The sequence below is a fragment of the Burkholderia sp. WSM2232 genome (genome assembly GCF_000472545.1).
Taxonomy (GTDB): domain Bacteria; phylum Pseudomonadota; class Gammaproteobacteria; order Burkholderiales; family Burkholderiaceae; genus Paraburkholderia.
In genome coordinates this window covers 76,619-92,784 of record NZ_AWZV01000013.1, presented here as the reverse complement: position 1 = coordinate 92,784, position 16,166 = coordinate 76,619, and the positions used below count along the sequence as shown (strand labels likewise).

Annotated in this window: 14 protein-coding genes; 5 read left to right on the top strand and 9 right to left on the bottom strand. The window is 62.6% G+C overall.

What is annotated here, in order from left to right; translation table 11 throughout:
* Window positions 1-123 precede the first annotated feature (123 nt).
* The 6 genes from F757_RS0113785 to F757_RS0113760 all read right to left on the bottom strand — a co-directional run bounded on the left by F757_RS0113785 (window position 124) and on the right by F757_RS0113760 (window position 6,822).
* Window positions 124-501, bottom strand: a complete 378-nt coding sequence (locus tag F757_RS0113785) for a RidA family protein (protein ID WP_027211900.1) — start codon at window positions 499-501, stop codon at window positions 124-126.
* 2 nt (window positions 502-503) lie between these two features.
* A complete protein-coding gene (locus F757_RS0113780; protein WP_027211899.1) occupies window positions 504-1,895 on the bottom strand; it encodes an MFS transporter in 1,392 nt (463 codons plus the stop codon).
* A gap of 240 nt (window positions 1,896-2,135) precedes the next feature.
* Complete coding sequence (locus F757_RS0113775) at window positions 2,136-2,633, bottom strand: (2Fe-2S)-binding protein (protein WP_027211898.1); 498 nt, start codon at window positions 2,631-2,633, stop codon at window positions 2,136-2,138.
* Window positions 2,634-2,635: 2 nt separating this feature from the next.
* The gene (locus tag F757_RS0113770; protein WP_027211897.1) at window positions 2,636-4,987 is read right to left on the bottom strand and encodes a xanthine dehydrogenase family protein molybdopterin-binding subunit; all 2,352 of its coding nucleotides are present in this window, start codon (window positions 4,985-4,987) and stop codon (window positions 2,636-2,638) included.
* Window positions 4,987-5,880, bottom strand: a complete 894-nt coding sequence (locus F757_RS0113765; RefSeq protein ID WP_027211896.1) for an FAD binding domain-containing protein — start codon at window positions 5,878-5,880, stop codon at window positions 4,987-4,989. The genes F757_RS0113770 and F757_RS0113765 overlap by 1 nt, the downstream gene beginning before the upstream one ends.
* A 105-nt stretch (window positions 5,881-5,985) precedes the next feature.
* Entirely contained in the window at window positions 5,986-6,822 is an 837-nt protein-coding gene (locus F757_RS0113760) for an alpha/beta fold hydrolase (protein WP_027211895.1), read from the bottom strand.
* Window positions 6,823-7,258: 436 nt separating this feature from the next.
* On the opposite strand from F757_RS0113760, the gene F757_RS0113745 reads away from it, so the two are divergent.
* The 3 genes from F757_RS0113745 (at window position 7,259) to F757_RS0113735 (ending at window position 10,099) form a co-directional block, all read left to right on the top strand.
* Window positions 7,259-8,050, top strand: a complete 792-nt coding sequence (locus F757_RS0113745) for an ABC transporter permease (RefSeq protein WP_027211894.1) — start codon at window positions 7,259-7,261, stop codon at window positions 8,048-8,050.
* 110 nt (window positions 8,051-8,160) lie between these two features.
* Entirely contained in the window at window positions 8,161-9,153 is a 993-nt protein-coding gene (locus F757_RS0113740; RefSeq protein ID WP_027211893.1) for an ABC transporter substrate-binding protein, read from the top strand.
* A 109-nt stretch (window positions 9,154-9,262) separates the two neighbouring features.
* Entirely contained in the window at window positions 9,263-10,099 is an 837-nt protein-coding gene (locus F757_RS0113735) for an ABC transporter ATP-binding protein (protein WP_027211892.1), read from the top strand.
* 86 nt (window positions 10,100-10,185) lie between these two features.
* On the opposite strand, the gene F757_RS0113730 is transcribed toward F757_RS0113735, so the two are convergent.
* Both F757_RS0113730 and F757_RS0113725 read right to left on the bottom strand, forming a co-directional pair.
* Window positions 10,186-11,277 (bottom strand): porin, encoded by a 1,092-nt coding sequence (locus F757_RS0113730; protein WP_027211891.1) that lies wholly within the window; start codon window positions 11,275-11,277, stop codon window positions 10,186-10,188.
* 152 nt (window positions 11,278-11,429) lie between these two features.
* Window positions 11,430-13,070, bottom strand: coding sequence for a UbiD family decarboxylase (locus F757_RS0113725; RefSeq protein WP_027211890.1), 1,641 nt, complete (start codon window positions 13,068-13,070; stop codon window positions 11,430-11,432).
* Window positions 13,071-13,334: 264 nt separating this feature from the next.
* On the opposite strand from F757_RS0113725, the gene F757_RS0113720 reads away from it, so the two are divergent.
* Complete coding sequence (locus F757_RS0113720; protein ID WP_027211889.1) at window positions 13,335-13,940, top strand: UbiX family flavin prenyltransferase; 606 nt, start codon at window positions 13,335-13,337, stop codon at window positions 13,938-13,940.
* Window positions 13,941-13,967: 27 nt separating this feature from the next.
* Here the strand turns inward: F757_RS0113720 and F757_RS0113715 are convergent, their stop codons facing one another.
* Window positions 13,968-14,927 (bottom strand): LysR substrate-binding domain-containing protein, encoded by a 960-nt coding sequence (locus F757_RS0113715; RefSeq protein ID WP_027211888.1) that lies wholly within the window; start codon window positions 14,925-14,927, stop codon window positions 13,968-13,970.
* Between the two features lie 156 nt (window positions 14,928-15,083).
* Here F757_RS0113715 and F757_RS0113710 point away from each other — a divergent pair, with 156 nt between their 5' ends.
* Entirely contained in the window at window positions 15,084-16,160 is a 1,077-nt protein-coding gene (locus tag F757_RS0113710) for an ABC transporter substrate-binding protein (protein WP_027211887.1), read from the top strand.
* The last annotated feature ends 6 nt before the right edge of the window (window positions 16,161-16,166 follow it).

Sequence of the window (16,166 nt, the reverse complement as noted above, 5' to 3'; positions counted from 1 at the left end):
AACGCGCGCGGCAGGCTCATGCCGTGCTTCGCGGCCGAGATCCCAGGCAGAATCGCAGCCAACATCACAGCCAAAATCGCAGCCGCCTGCTTCGCACTGTTGATTGTTGATTACGTGCCGAAATCATTCGCCGCGATAGGCCACCATCTGCAATTCGACCAGAAAGCCGTGGTGCAACTCAGGTACGGGCACGACCGCGCGCGCCGGCTTATGCGCGCCGAAATGCTCCGCGTAGAGCCGGTTGAACTCCGGCCAGTTCTTCACATCCACGATGTAGGCGGTGCATTGCACCACGTCGATCAACGCGCAGCCCGCCTCGATCAGCACGCGCTCGCAATGCCCGAGCGTGGCCCGCACCTGGCGCTCGAAGTTGTCGGGGCCGTCGGTCGCCACGCCCGGCCCCGGCAGCATGCCTGATACGAAAGTGAAACCGCCCGCCTGCACGGCCTGCGAATAGTGGCCGCCAGGCGCGGGGGCATTTCCGGTGAAAATGAAATTCATGCTCAGAACTCTTCAGGTAAAGGTTGACCGCGGGTTTCCGGCAGCCAGGGCGCAAGCGCGAGACCGATCAGATAGATGAAGCCGACCGTGACCGCCGCGTGACCGTAACCGCCGAAGCGGGTGATCAGTGTGCCGGCAACGAGCGGCCCGGTCCACGCAAGAAAGCGCGGAACATTGAAACACACCGCGATGGCAGTGCCGCGCACGCGCGTCGGATACAGCTCGGGCAACCAGGTCGGCATCCAGGTGTATTGCCCGAGACTGAAAAAACCTGCCACGCATGCCACCAACAGCAGCAGGCCAACGTTGTGCGTCCACAGAAACAGCACCGGCGTAAGCACGAAGGCCATGCCGAAGAACAGGCACGTGACGCGCTTGCGGCCGTAGGCATCCGCGAGAAAGCCGAGACCGATATAGCCGCTGATTGCGCCGACGTTATAGGCCATGCCCGCGAAGCTCGACCACGCCGCCGCCGGCAGCCCCGCATGCGCCGCGACCGAGCCGATATAGGGCGGCACCCACGTCGAGATGCCCCACCAGCCAAGCGTCGTGCTGAGCGACATCAGCACTGCAATCCACGTGCGCCGGCGCAGCTTCGGGTCGCTAAGCAGGTCGGCGAGCGTGAAGCGCGCGAGTGCCGCTTCGCGATGGTCGAGCGCCTCGCCCGACTTTCTGCGCGCAAGCGTAGCTCTGCGCTGTCTGTCCACGCGCTGCCATTGCTCCGACTCCGGAATGCCCGCGCGCATCCATAAAGTGGCGAGACCGGGCAGTACGCCGATCAGATACATGTAGCGCCACGCATGCCCGCCCGCACCGCTCATGAAAAGCCACAGCAGCGAAGCGACAAAAAAGCCCATGCCGAGCCCGCATTGCATGAGCCCCGCGCCTTTGCCGCGGTGCCGGTCCGGCCATATCTCGGCGGTCATTGCAGTGCCGGTGGCCCACTCTGAACCCATCGCGAGACCGACCACGAAGCGCAGCGCCGCGAACGACGCCCAGTCCCACGACAGTGCGCTCAGCCCTGTAGTGACTGAGTACGCGAGAATCGCGAACATCATCATCCGCTTGCGGCCGATATAGTCGGTGAGAATGCCGCCGATCAGGCCGCCAATGCCCCAGCCCAGCAACGTCAGCGCGATCACGAGCCCCGCGTAAAACGGAATATGCGCGTGCTGGGAAGGCGCGAGCAATTGGCCGAGCGCTCCGCCCACGGTCAGAACGAGTGCGTAGGTTTCGTATCCGTCGAAGAACCAGCCCAGATTGGACGCGACGAGCGCGCTCCATTGCTGCCGGTTGATCGAGCGATACCACACGGTGCTCGCCGCAGTGCTGCCGGGCACGCGTACCTCTGGTCCTATGGCGCCGCCCGAGCTCTCGTCCAGAGGTTGCTGCATCGGCTGTCTCCTCGATGTCATGTTGTTTGCGCGCTGTCGCGTCGGTTGCTATCGTGGGCGCGTCGTTTTTCTGCGCTGCTTATGGCGGGCTATTGCGCAGATGATTGCGCCGGTTATCACGCCGGTTATTGCGCTGGCCATTGCGATGGTCATTGCGCCGGTTATCGCGCGCGCTACTGCGCTGGCTGCTGTCCTGCTGCCGCAGCGCCTACCCAATGGCTCCAATCGCGCCGAGCCGCACTACGCAGCCATAGTCGCTTTCGATTTGCGCATTTGCGCCGCGAGCTTCACCGCCTCGATAATCTCGGGGTACGCCGCGCAGCGGCACAGGTTGCCCGATAGAAAATGCCGGATCTCCGCGTCCGTCGGGTCGGGATTGCGGTCGAGCAACTGGCGGCTCATCAGTATGAAGCCTGATGTGCAAAAGCCGCACTGAAACGCCCCGCATTCGATGAATGCCTGCTGTACCACGTCGAGTTCACCGTCGGCGTCCAGGTTTTCAATCGTGCTCACTTCGGCGCCGTCGGCCATCGCGGCGAGATAGAGGCAGCCCGAGACGCTCTCGCCGTTGACAATCACCGTGCAACATCCGCACAGGCCCTGGCCGCAGCTTTCGCGCGCACCGTATAACGCGAGCTGCTGGCGCAGCACTTCCAGAATGGTGTGATGGGGCTCGACGTCGGCGCTGACCGGCTCGCCGTTCAGCGTGAAATGAATCAGGATAGAAGTGTCGCTCATGATTATTCCTCGGATAGCGGCTGATTGCGCCCGGCGCACAGCCCGCGGTACACACTCTCGGGCGTGAGCGGCAGCGATTTCAGACGCACGCCCACTGCGTCCTCGATGGCTTCAGCAATCGCCGACGCGACGCCGAACGTGGCGCTCTCGCCGACGCCCTTCGCGCCGAACGGCCCATTGTTCTGCACGGAATCGACCGTCTCCCGCCCGATCACCGGCGGAATGTCGTGGATGCCCGGTATCTTGTACTCCGCGAACGACGCGTTGCGAAGCTGACCTACCTCGTCGAACTCCATGCGTTCGAACAGTGAAATGCCGAGCTGCATGATGGCCGCACCGGAAATCTGCGTGTCGACCACTTTCGGATTGATCGGCGTGCCGCAATCCACCACGTGTTCGAAACGCAGCAGCCTGAAGTGTCCTGTTTCCGTATCCACTTCGACTTCGACGCCGCACCCGCCCACCATCCAGTTCGGCGTGATGTTTTCCGACTGCCCGGTTTCGTGGTCCGGCGACCTGTATGAAGGAATGAAGCTGCCTACACCGACAATGTTGCCCGCCTGCATCCCATACTTGCGCCGCAGCAGTTCGCCCGCCCGGCTCGCCGGCGCCGCCGGCACGCCCAGTTCATTGGCCAGTTCGGCGAGCTTGCGGTTCACGTCCTCAGCGGCAAGACGCACCGCGTGGCCCATGTGGAATGTCGAGCGCGAGCCGAGCGTCGCCATGTCGTAGGGCGTCACGTCGGTGTCGGGCCGCATCACACGAATGCGTTCGGCGGGAATGCCGAGCACCTCGCCGGCCATCAATGCAATCGCGGTTTCGGAAGCTTGCCCCATGTCCACCGTGCTCGAATAGACCGTGCAACTGCCGTCGCCCGCGAGGCTTACCATCGCCACGGAAGTAGTGGGCGCAACCAGCGCCTTGAAGCCCACGCCAATGCCGCGCCCGCGCCGCAAAGGGCCGGTGCCGCGCTCGAACGGCGCACTCCAGTTCATTCGCTTCGCAACGCGTTCGAGCACCAGGTCGATGGCCGCGTCATGCATCGGCGTGCCGGTTGCGTGCGGGCGCCCTTCGCGCAGAATGTTGCGGCGGCGAAACTCCAGAGGATCGATATGCAGCGCGCGGGCAATCATGTCCGCGTGGCTTTCGTAGGCCCACACCATCTGTGGAATGCCGAAGCCTCGAAACGCGCCCGCAGGCGGCAGATTGGTATAGACCTGATACGAGTCGATCCACACGTTCTCGATATCGTACGGACCCGAAGCCGTAAAGCCCGACTTCTGCGTGACCCGTGGGCCGATGTCCGCATACGCGCCTCCGTTCCACCAAACCTCGCATTTGCGCGCGGTAATGCGGCCTTTCTGGTTCACCGCGGTTTTCATGCGGAACGTGGTGGCATGCTTGGTGATCGTGAAGAACTGCTCTTCCATCGACAGCGCAATCTTCACGTTGCGCCGCGACAGCAGCGCCAGCGCAACCACCAGCGCTTCGAGCTTGATGTAGAGCTTCGCGCCGAAGCCGCCGCCAAGCAGCGCGGATTTCACGCGCACGCGGTTCTCGTCCCAGCCGAGCAGACGTGCAATTTCGATGCGCACAAAAGACGGACTTTGCGAAGCAGTGTGCACTGTAAGCGTTCCGCTGCCCAGATCGGGCTCGGCGAGCGACACCATCGGCTCGAGCGGCGTGTGCATGACCTGCTGCGTGGTGAACGTGTCTTCGAACACGTGGGCGGCGCTTGCGAAGGCCGCGTCCACGTCGCCGCGCCGCAGTTGAAAGTCGAGCGCGACATTCGTGCCCTTGCGGCCTGCCAGATGCTTGAGATCGGGAAACGTGCCGGCCGGGCGCAGAAAATCGTGCACCAGAATGTCCGACTGCGCGGCCTCCACTTCGTTGAACACCGCAGGCAACTCTTCATACTCGGCCATGATCAGATGCGTCGCCTCTTCGGCAACGTGCGGATCGGCCGCGAGGACAACCGCAACGGGCTCGCCGATATAGCGCACCTTGTCCAGCGCGAGAATGGGCTGATCGTGGAACGCCGGGCCGTAGTACGGCTCGGGGATCACCTTGCGCACATCCTCGCCGGTGTACACGGCGAACACGCCCGGCAGTTCGCGCGCTGCACTCGCGTCGATGCTGACGATCCGGCCATGCGCCACCGTGCTGCGAAATATCTTGCCGTACAGCATGCGCGGCAGCACGAGGTTGTGAATGTACTGCGCACGGCCTGTCACTTTCGAGCGCGCCTCGAGCCGGTTCAATGCGCGGCCCACCTGCGGGCTTGTCGTCTGTTGCGCCGGCTGTTGTGTCGTCTGTTGCGCTGGCTGTTCTTCCAGCGTCTTGTCGATCTTCATTACGCATGCCCCCCGAATTGCGCGGCGCGTGCGCTCGCGGCGGCCAGCGCCGTGCGCACCGCGCGGCCCAGATAGACCTTCAGCAGTTGTTTCTTGTAGCTCGCAGACCCATGCGGATCGCCGACGATATCGAGCTGCGCCGCGCCCGCCTCGCCGGCTTCGCGCAGAATCGCGTCGTCCGGCAGTGCGCCGCACAGCAGCGCCTCGGCCTGCGTGAGCCGCGTGGGCCGGTCCGTAGCCGCGCCGACAATCACGCTGGCGCTTCCAATACGCGGCCCTTCCATGCCGAGCACGACTGCCACGCCGAGCGCGGGCCAATCGTGTGCCGCGCGCGTGGTGACCTTCATGTAAGCGGCGGGCCGGCCGGCTTGCGGCGGCACGATCACTTCGGAGATCAGTTCGTCGCGAGCCAGCACGGTTTCGTAATAGCCCGTGCACAATTGCTCGACGGGCACCGTTCGTTCGCCTTGCGGGCCCGTAATCGTGACGCGCGCGCCAAGCGACGTGAGCACAGGCGGCATATCCATATGAGGATCGGCATGGCCAAGATTGCCGCCGATCGTCGCGACGTTGCGCACTCGCACATTGGAAAGCGTGCGCAATGTCCGCGCGATGAGCGGCCAGCCTTCCTTCACCTGCGGCGCATGTTCGAGCGTGGCGAGCCGCGTCAACCCGCCGATGCGCAACTCGCCCGCTGCGCCGACGCGCACCTGCGCATAGTGCGGTTCGATGCCGCCCAGACTGACGAGGCGTGTCGGCCTCAACACGCCGGCCTTCATCATCAACATGACCGCCGTGCCGCCGCCCATCGGGCGAATATCCGGGTCTTCCGGATCCAGCAGCGCGATCGCCTCCTTCAGCGAGCGCGGCCTCGCGAGCTCAAACGGAATCATTTATTGCACTCCTTGTTGCGCGTGTATCCGCGGATGTTTTCGCGAATGTTTCCGCGCGGGCTTTTCAAGCTGCGCTGCAGATGCCAGCGCGTGTCATGTATCGGTCTACCGGGCGCAGCCTGCGCGATCGAGCAGCGTATGCAGCTCGCGTGCGACGATGTCCGGCGTCTCCAGCGGCGTCAGGTGCCGCGCTTGTGGAATCTCCGTATACGTCGAGCCGGCAATGCCTGCGTGCAGAGCGCGCGCCATCGCGGGCGTCGCCGCATAGTCCTCTTCGCCGACGATCACGCAGGTCGGCACCTTCACGTCGCGCATCAGCGCGCGGCCGTCGAACGAGCCGAGCATGCGGCCCGTCGCGGCAAACGCGGCGACGTCATTGGCGAGAAAGGTATCGACGCAGCGCTGCACCACGTCGCGGTGCTGCGCACGAAACGCCTCGCTGAACCAGCGCGTGGTCTGGAATTCGACGAGCGGCGCAAGCCCGACGGTCTCCGCCTTTTCGGCGCGCGCATTCCAGTCCTGCGGCGCGGTCTCGCCGTACCACGCAGTGGTGTCGATAAGGCCGGCGGCGATGGCGTCCTCGCAGGTGGCCGCGAACTGCAGCGCCACGCAGCCGCCCATCGAGGCGCCCGCGATCAGCACATGGCGAAAGTCGGTTGCGCACAGCACGTCGTACACGTCCTGTGCAAAAAGCTGCACGGTGTACGGCCCTGCTGGCTTGTCCGACGCACCGTGACCTCGCGCGTCGATGGCTAGCACCGCGGCGCGCGGCACGAGCCGCTCGATGACCGGCCCCCAGAAGTGCCGGTCCATTGCGAGCGAATGGACGAGCACGACGCGGGCTGTGTTTTCCTTTGCGCCATACAGGCTGAAGCCGATTTTCGTGCCGTCCCGCACGGTTACATGCGACGACACCACCTCGGGGCTGATCGTTTGATTCACGGCGTGCTCCACTGACTTGCGGGTGAGTTCGGTACGGGCATGCAGCCCGCAGCCGGATATTGCGGGCTGGCCGTCACGCGGGCAAACGACGATCTTTCATGTAAAGCATGAAAACAATTCATCGCTTGCGAACGGGCGTGCGATGACATTGAAAGCAATCCATGCGCAATCCGCGTAATCCACGCCGCGCATGCGATCGAGTCTCCGCAGATGAATTTCTCTCATATGCAGCATGAACAATTAGCGTTTGCCGCGCGCATGGCACGCCGTCAATCTTGCTGCGAGAACATGCCGGCGCCTGTGCGCATCAACACGACGCGTCTCGCAACAGCGCCGGGCCCGGCACTCACACACGCGCTGCCGCCGAACGCGGGACTCTCGCGTATCCGCGCTTGCGCGGCCTTCTCCTGCTTTTCAATCACAAAGGTCGAATGCCGTGAACTTCACCAGGAAAGTGCTGAACTCGCAGTGGGTCCGTCCGTTGTTGCTGATCGTGGTCATACTGCTCGCGTGGGATCTTGTGATACGCATCTTCAAGATCCCGCCGTATCTGGTGCCCACGCCCGAATCGATCCTGCATCAGATCGCGGCGCAATGGTCGATGCTGCTAGCGGAGTCGCTGCCGACCCTGTATGCGACGCTCGGAGGTTTTGCTCTCTCTGTATTGATCGGCGTGCCGATCGCCATGCTCGTCGCCGCGTCGCCGTTGATCGAGAGTTACCTGTATCCGCTCGTGGTGTTCTCGCAGAGCATTCCCAAAGTGGCGATCGCGCCTCTCTTTGTGGTCTGGTTCGGCTTCGGGCTCTTTCCGCGCGTGCTGGTTGCGTTCCTGCTCGGCTTCTTTCCTGTCGTCGTCTCCACCGTAATGGGCTTCAAGTCGGTCGAGAAAGACCTGATCGATCTCGCGAGGTCGATGGGCAGCTCGCCCGTCAAGACCTTCTTCAAGATCAGCCTGCCGCACGCACTTCCGTCGATCTTCGCCAGCATGAAGGTGTCGATCACGCTTGCCGTGGTGGGCGCGGTGGTGGGCGAGTTCGTCGGCGCCAACTCGGGGCTCGGCTTCGTGCTGCAACGTGCGAACGGCAACTTTGACCAGCCGCTGATTTTTTCCGCACTCGTCGTGCTGTCGGTGATCGGCGCGCTGCTCTTCGTCGTGATCGACATGCTCGAGCGCATTGCTATTCCGTGGCACGCATCGCATCGCTCGCGCCTCATCGGGCGCGGGTAATACAGCGGCGCGCCCGCAACTCGCATGACGCTGGCGCCGCATGCGCCACCACCATCGGCACTGGCCAGACAACATCGCCCATCTCATATGGGACACACGAAGGAGACACGATGAAAACACGCAAGCTGACCCGCATGGCAGCCGCACTGAGCGTTGCAGCGCTCTGTTGCGCGAGCAATGCGGCGCACGCCAAAGACTCGCTGACGCTGATGCTCAACTACACAGTCAACGGCGCGGTCGCGCCGTTCTACCTCGGCAAGGTCAAGGGCTACTACGACGCCGAGGGCATCGACCTCAAGCTGATGGAAGGACATGGCTCGGGCCCGACCGTGCAGGCGGTCGCGACGCACAACGTCGACATTGGTTACGCGGACTTCAGCACGATGGTCAAGGTCGCCGCAATGGGCGCGCCGGTGAAGGCGATTGGCGTGTTGATGCAGGAGAACCCCACCTCGGTGGTGGGCCTCGCGGAGAAAAACATCAAAACGCCGCAGGACATCAAGGGCAAAACGGTGGCGGTCGCGCCCGGCGACGCGTCGTCGCAGCTATGGACGATGTTCATGAACAAGGTCGGCCTGAAGGACTCCGACTTCAAGACGATTACCGGCAATCCGCAGACCACGATCAACGCAGTGATTACCGGCCAGGCGGATCTGCTGGTGGGCTTCGCGACGATTCCGCTAATTTCCGTCGAGCAGGCCACGAAGAAGCCCGCACGAGCCATTCTATTCGCCGATTACAACGTCAATGTCGCGACGCTCAGCATCATCGCGCGCGACGACATGATCCAGGACCACGCCGATCTGCTGCGGCGCTTCATGCGTGCGACCGCGAAGTCCGTGAACGACAGCGAGAAAGATCCGGCCGCGGCCGTGGATGCACTCCTGAAGGCACTGCCCGCCGCCGGTTCGCGCGACACGATGGTCCGTACGCTGAAGGCGACGATTCCGTTTTACCGCACACCTGAAACGGAAAAGGCGCCGATCTTCCACGTCAGCACGAAGAACATCGACGATTCCGTGGCTGCGATCGTGCGGTACAGCAAGCTCGATCCGGCGGCGAACGTGCCCGCGAAGTATTACACCGGTGCATTCGTTCCATGAACCGACTGAACCGCACGCGCCGTACCGACCGCATGAACCATACGGCTCGCAGGCGCCACGCGAGCACCGCCGCGGCGCTCCTTCTCCGTTCATCTCACATCCCCCCGCTATGACCACCGTACTGAAGCTCGACGACAAGCACCACCGATCATTCACCGCTCCCGCACCGGCGAAAGCGCTCATCGAACTGCATGGCGTGACCAAGAGCTACCGCAGCGCGCAGGGACCGATGCAAGCGTTAAGACCGCTCGACTTCGAGGTCCGCGAGCAGGAGTTCGTGTCGATTGTGGGGCCCTCCGGATGCGGCAAGAGCACCTTGTTGAAGATGGTGGCCGGCCTCGAAACGATTTCGTCCGGCACGATGACCCTATCCGGCGAGCCGATTCGCGGGCCGCAACAGAACGTCGGCATCGTGTTCCAGAGTGCCGTGCTGCTTGCATGGCGCAACGTGCTCGACAACATTTTGTTGCAAGCCGAAATGCGCCGCATGCCTAAACGGGCTGCACGCGAAAGAGCGCTGCAACTGATTGACATGGCAGGTCTGACCGGCTTCGAAGACAAGTACCCGTGGCAGCTTTCGGGCGGCATGCAGCAGCGCGTGTCTATCTGTCGCGCGCTGCTGCATGAGCCGTCAGTCCTGTTGATGGACGAACCGTTCGGCGCACTGGACGCTATGACGCGCGAAAGCATGAACATGGAATTGCAGCGTATCTGGCTCGAATCGAAGAAGACCGTGCTGCTCATCACGCACAGCATTCCTGAAGCCGTTTTTCTGTCGGACCGCGTGCTCGTCATGTCCGAGCGGCCGGGCTCGATTGCGGCCATCTACGACATTGACCTGCCACGTCCGCGTTCGCTGGAAGTCATGGCGACCCCTGCCTTTCTGCATCACACGAAGACCATTCGCGCGCACTTCAACGCACAAGGTTCGCTTGACGATCACTGATCACGGCAGGCGCAACAGGAAACCGGTTGGAACCTGCGAGGCTCCAACCGGTTTTTTTCTGCACCAATGGGCGATACGAGGTAAGGCTAGAACCAGTGGTTCATGCCGAACGAGATGCCTGTCTGCTTCTGGTGGCCGGATGCGTTTAGCGTCGCATTGCTCACATAGACGCCGGTGAAATGCGTGTAGTCGATGTCCGCATAGAGCTCGGTGCGCTTGGAGAGCAGATAGTTGATGCCGAGAATAGCCACGTCTTTTCTACCATCTACACCGCCCGTCTTGTTCTTGTTGTCGTAGTACGCGGCAGTCACGCTTAGAAACGGCGTGGCCCGATAACGCACGCCACCCCATAAGTACTGGTTGCGCGTCATGCTGCGCGCGGAGGCCGGCGTGTCCTGCAAATCGAGCGAATAACCGGCCATCACGTCGACGGGACCTGCCGTCACCGCGCCGCCCGCCGTGTACTGGTCGTTGCTGAAGTATTGGCTGGAGGTTGCCGTCAGCGGATTCGACTTGTGCGTGTAACCAGCGCCGAGTTTTATCGTACTGCCGCGATAGTTCAGGCCGCCCGCAAGCGTCGAGCCATGCGCTGCGCTGCCCGGCACGCCGCCCAGCGCGTACTCGCCGCGAACCACCCACGGCCCGAAAATGCCGCGATAGTTGATGTCGTTGTCGTCGCGTCCGGTATTGCCGCCCGACACTGCGGTCGATTCCGTGATGCCGAGATAGTGGAAGTCGAACGGTTCGAAGTCCTTGATCAGGAAATGCTGCAACGTGAATTGCCGGCCAACGTCGATCTGTCCAAAAGGTCCGCCAATGCCTACCGTGGACGTACGCTGGAAGATCTGATTGTTCGTATTGTTGTTTGCGCCCGTCGAGAGCACGAAGCCTGCTTCCAGGTTAAAGCGCGCATAGTAGCCGCCGCCCAGGTCTTCCTTGCCTTCGAGGCCCCAGCGGTTCGAGTTGTAAACGCCGTTGGACGCCATGGTGAGCGCGGCGCCGCCTGCCTTCGTTCCGTTCACCAGATTGCGCAACCCGCCGTCGAGCGATCCGTATAACGTCACGGTACTTTGTGCATACGCCGCACTGCCCGACAGTCCCAGCAAACTCAGCGCCGCAAGCGCACGCGTCAAACTCCGTACCCGCAAAGCGGGCACCACTCCTCCTTTTTCGTGCATATCTCCTCCATCGGTGTCGTTCTATTGATATGAGCGGACGTGCAGGACGCGACGCTGCCTGCGTCGTCCCCCGCGGGTGTAGAAGAGCGCCACGCGCGCATACGCACGGAACGCTCCATTACTGCTTCTGCAACTGCCGCTACAAGGGCGCTCTACGCGTCTTTCTTCTCGGCGAAGAACCAGTCGGAGTCCTTGTTGATCCACTCGGGTCCGACGCGTTGACGCGTCTGTTCCTCGCCCGTTTCGAAATACTCGCTCATCACGGCGCGCTGCGCCATCGCTTCGTTGCGCTCGTCCCAGTCGCCCATGGAGACGCCGTACCACGGCCACTCCGGACGCAGCGCCGGCAAGCCGAGTTCTTCCCAGATCGCCTTGGCGTTTTCCATGTAGGGGCGCGTCGGCAACGAGAGCGGCGGCAGCTTCTCCTTGCGGGTGGCGTTCATCAGGATCACGCCGTCCACCGCGTCGTCGCCGCGTTGTGCGCCCGACGTGCGCGGGCCATGTCCGGTGTCGCGGCCATGCAGAATCTGCACGTCCTTGATCGCGTTCATCCGGTAGCTCATCGACCAGAAAATGGCGTCGCTGTTTTCAGGGTTGATGTCGTTACTGACGGCCACCACCAGTTTGCCGACCGCCGGTTGCAACGAGGCCGCGCCCATCAGCGCGCGCCATATTTCGGTTTCCGTGGCCTTCTCGCTGAATACGACAATGACGAGCTTGCGAAGATTCGTGAGCGGCTCGTGCATCACGACTTTCTCGACACTCGCAATCCGCAGCGAGTTCTTCAGATGATCGAGAAACAGCGGCTCGAATGCGACCTTCTTGACGAGCGAGCTTTCGCTCGGCGTCACCTGGCTGATGATCGACACCAGATGCGCATTTTTGCGCCGCGTAATCGCGGTGACGTTCATGTAAGGGTTGAATTCCTGCAGATTCACGTGACCGTGCGATTCGCCGAACGGGCCTTCCGGTTCGAGCGTGTCTGTCGGCACGAAACCTTCAATCACGATTTCGGCGTCGGCGGGCACGAGCAGATCGTTGGTCTTGCACTTCACGACGCGCAGCGGCTCACCGAGAATCGCGCCCGCCACGCCCAGCTCGTCGACGTCGATAGGCAGCTTCTGCACCGAACAGAACGACACGGCCGGATGCCCGCCTATTACGAGCGCAGCCGGCATCGGCTTGCCCATCGCCTTGTACTTGAGCCAATGCTGGTAGATACCCTGACCCATTTCGATCGACGGATTGCAGCCCACGCGGCGCTTGCCCTTGATCTGTCCGCGATACGTGCCCATGTTCTGGATGCCGTTTTCCGGATCGACGGAAATGTACTGCGAGCACGTGGTGTACGGCGCGTTGTCAAAGCCCGGCGTCGAAATCGGAATGGGCAGATGTTCTAGCCCCTGGCCGTCGACATCGAGTTCGTCGCCGATAAAGCAGACCTCCTGGCAAGGTGCCTCCGTTACGACGACAGGTGCAATCGGGTTGCTTTTGGCCTGCTGCCACTTCTTGCCGATCTGGTCCACAGGTACGCCCATACCGATCGCGTACACCTCGCGGTTGATCGACAACGCACCGACCACCACAGGCAGTTCGTAGCGGCGCCCCTTGCTGTCGACCACGTTATGGAACACGAACGCCTTGCGATCCGCTTCGGGAATGCCGCCGCGCAACTGCCAGCGCACGAGCGGATGGAGTTCGGTGTCCTTGTTGATCTCGCGGTGCACGTGCACCACGAGAGATCTTTCCTCGAGCGCCTGCAAATGTGTCTGGAACGAAGGGAAATTTTTCATGGTTGTCCAGTGAATGACCAAGGGAAACGACGGTGAGCGCAGACTGAGGCAGAACGCCCCTCGCTCGCAAACGCTGATTTCTCATACACGTCATGAACGGATTTCATCCGCGGACAATGAAAAGACCTCATGCCACGCATGAACAGATTTCGTTTGGCGCATTCCGCGCATCTCATGCAACCTGAGCACCTAGACATACGAGCCTGCCGCAACGGCGAATCGACGCATTGGCGGATACTGGTGGATCAAACAGAGACGACGAAGATGGATCGACGCAAACGTATCGTGGTGGGAATCAGCGGCGCTTCCGGCGTGGTCTATGGCGTGAGGCTGCTGGAAATGCTGCGCGAGCTCGACGTGGAGTCGCATCTGGTGATGAGCCGCTCGGCGCAGATGACGCTCGCCTACGAGACGGATCTGCGCACAGCAGACGTGCAGGCGCTCGCCGACGAGCACTACCCGAACGCGGATATCGGCGCGGCGATTTCGAGCGGATCGTTTCGCGTGGACGGTATGATCGTTGCGCCCTGCTCGATGAAAACGCTTGCCGAGGTAGCGACGGGCAACACGGGCTCGCTGCTATCGCGCGCGGCAGATGTGATGCTGAAGGAGCGCAAGCGCGTGGTGCTGATGGTGCGCGAAACGCCGCTGCATCTCGGGCATCTGCGCAATATGACGGCCGCAACCGAAATCGGCGCGATCATCTATCCGCCGGTGCCGGCGTTCTACGCGCGGCCCGACAATCTCCAGCAAATGATCGATCACACGCTGGGACGCGTGCTCGACCTGTTCGATATCGACGCGGGCACCGTCAAGCGCTGGACCGGCGAGCACAATGAAAAGAAGCTCGTGAGCGTCGCCAACGGCTAAACCGCGCGCGGCAGAAAGCCCGCTTCGTCACGCCCGAACCCGCGAGCGCGCGCGAGCGCGACCGGCCGCATTGCGCGACTGCGACTGCGGCTGGACCTCGGCCAGCAATTCGTCGTGCAATTCGCGCAACACCTCGACGAACGCGGAAGCCAGCCGCTCTCGCGGCCGATGCGGCGGAAACAGCAAATAGGTCTGAAAGCGCGTGGCCGGCACGAATGGGCGAATCGCAATGTCCGGCCCCGCATAGTCGCGCGCGACAATCGGATGCGCGAGCGTCACGCCCATGCCGTGCCGCACCATCTCGCAGCACATCGCCGTGTACTGCGCCTCTATCGCGAGCACGCGCTGCACGCCCGCACGCTCGAATACCTCGTCCATCAGCGCGCGGGTTCCGTCGCCGTGACACAGCGAAATGAACGACTCCCCTTCCAGATCGTCGGGCTTGATGCTGCGCTTTGCCGCGAGCCGATGCGCGGCCGGCATCACGCATACAGCAGCCACGTCCGAGAGCTGCTCCACCTCGCAAGCCGACGCCTCGCTCACGTAGACAGCCACGCCAAGGTCGCAGAACTGCGAGGCGGTCCAATGATTGACCGTGGCCGACGTGTTCACATGAAGCGACACGGTCACGTCCGGAAAGAGTTCGACGAACCGCTTGATCGCATGCGGCACCAGCGTCATGCCCGCTGACGGCATGGCGGCGATGCGCAAGCGCCCGCTGCCGAGGTTGCGAATCTGCGCGGCCGCATTGGCGAGACCCTGCAAACCGACGAAAGCCCGTTCGACCTCGCGAAAAAACGCCTGCCCCTCGCTAGTGGGAATCAGCCGCACGCCGCTGCGCTGAAAGAGCTGCAGGCCCGTGTCGCGCTCCAGTTGCGCAATGAGGCGGCTCACGTTGGGCTGCGAAGTGAACAGCGCTTTTGCTGCGGCGGTCATCGAGCCCGACACCATCACCGCGCGAAATGCCTCGATATGCTTCAGATTCATGCGTGTTTTCCCCAGGCGGTGGTTGGTTGATTCATATCATCCATGCATAGGTAGGTATTTTATTCGTATTGGACGACATGACGAGCCGGCGCGACACTGCCTTTCACCGACGGGCCGTGAAGCCCGCCCCACACACCGGAACTGGAGATCGTCGTCATGAAAAGAGCGCTGCATCGCCGTCTGTTCGCCCCGTCTGCCCCTTCCTTCATCTCGCTCGCCGCCGCTTCCATCGCATTGAGCCTCGCCGCGCCGCTCGTCGCGCAGGCCGAGACCACGCTGTATGTCGCGAACGTGGGGGGCTCGAACGAGCAGCTCTACCGGCAGAAAATCATTCCGCCGTTCGAGAAGGCGCACAACGTGAAGATCGTCTACGTCGCGGGCAATTCGAGCGATACGCTCGCCAAACTCCAGGCGCAGAAGGGCCACCAGCAGATCAACGTGGCGGTGATGGACGACGGCCCCATGTATCAGGCGATGCAATTGAACCTCTGCGCGAAACTGGACGACGCGCCGGTCATGAAAGACGTCTACCCGCTCGCGAAACTCGGGCCCAGCGCGGTCGGCGTGGGCATGGTGGCGACCGGCATCGGCTACAACGAAGAAGCCTTCAAAAAGGCCGGCCTGCCGCCGCCCGATTCGTGGAAAGCGCTCACGGACAGCCGCATCAAGGGCAAGCTTGGCGTTCCGCCGATCACCAACACGTACGGCCTGCATACGCTCGTAATGCTCGCGCGTCTGTCCGGCGGCGGCGAGAAGAACATCGACCCGGGCTTCAGCGCGATGACGAAGCAGGTCGCGCCCAACGTGCTCTCCTGGGCGCCGACGCCCGGCGAAATGGACGGCCAGATGCAAGCCGGCGACGTGATCCTCGCGCCGTACGGCAGCGGTCGCGCGGTCGCCCTGCAGAACACGGGTTTTCCGCTGAAATTCGTCTATCCGAAGGAAGGCGCGGTCGCGCTGCAAGTCGCCGCGTGCGTGGTCGCCGAAAACGCGCAGCCGCAGTTGTCGCAGCAATTCGTTCAGTACCTGTTGACCCCGGAAGTGCAGGTGCTGCAGGCGCAAAACATCGGTCTTGGTCCCGTGAACCGGAACGTCAAGCTCACGCCTGAAATCGCCGCACGCGTGCCGTACGGCCCCGAGCAGATCGGAAAGCTCACCGCAATGGACTGGGCGACCATCAACCAGCATCGCACCGAATGGACGGAGCGCTGGAATCGTTCAGTCGAGCGCTAACGTGTG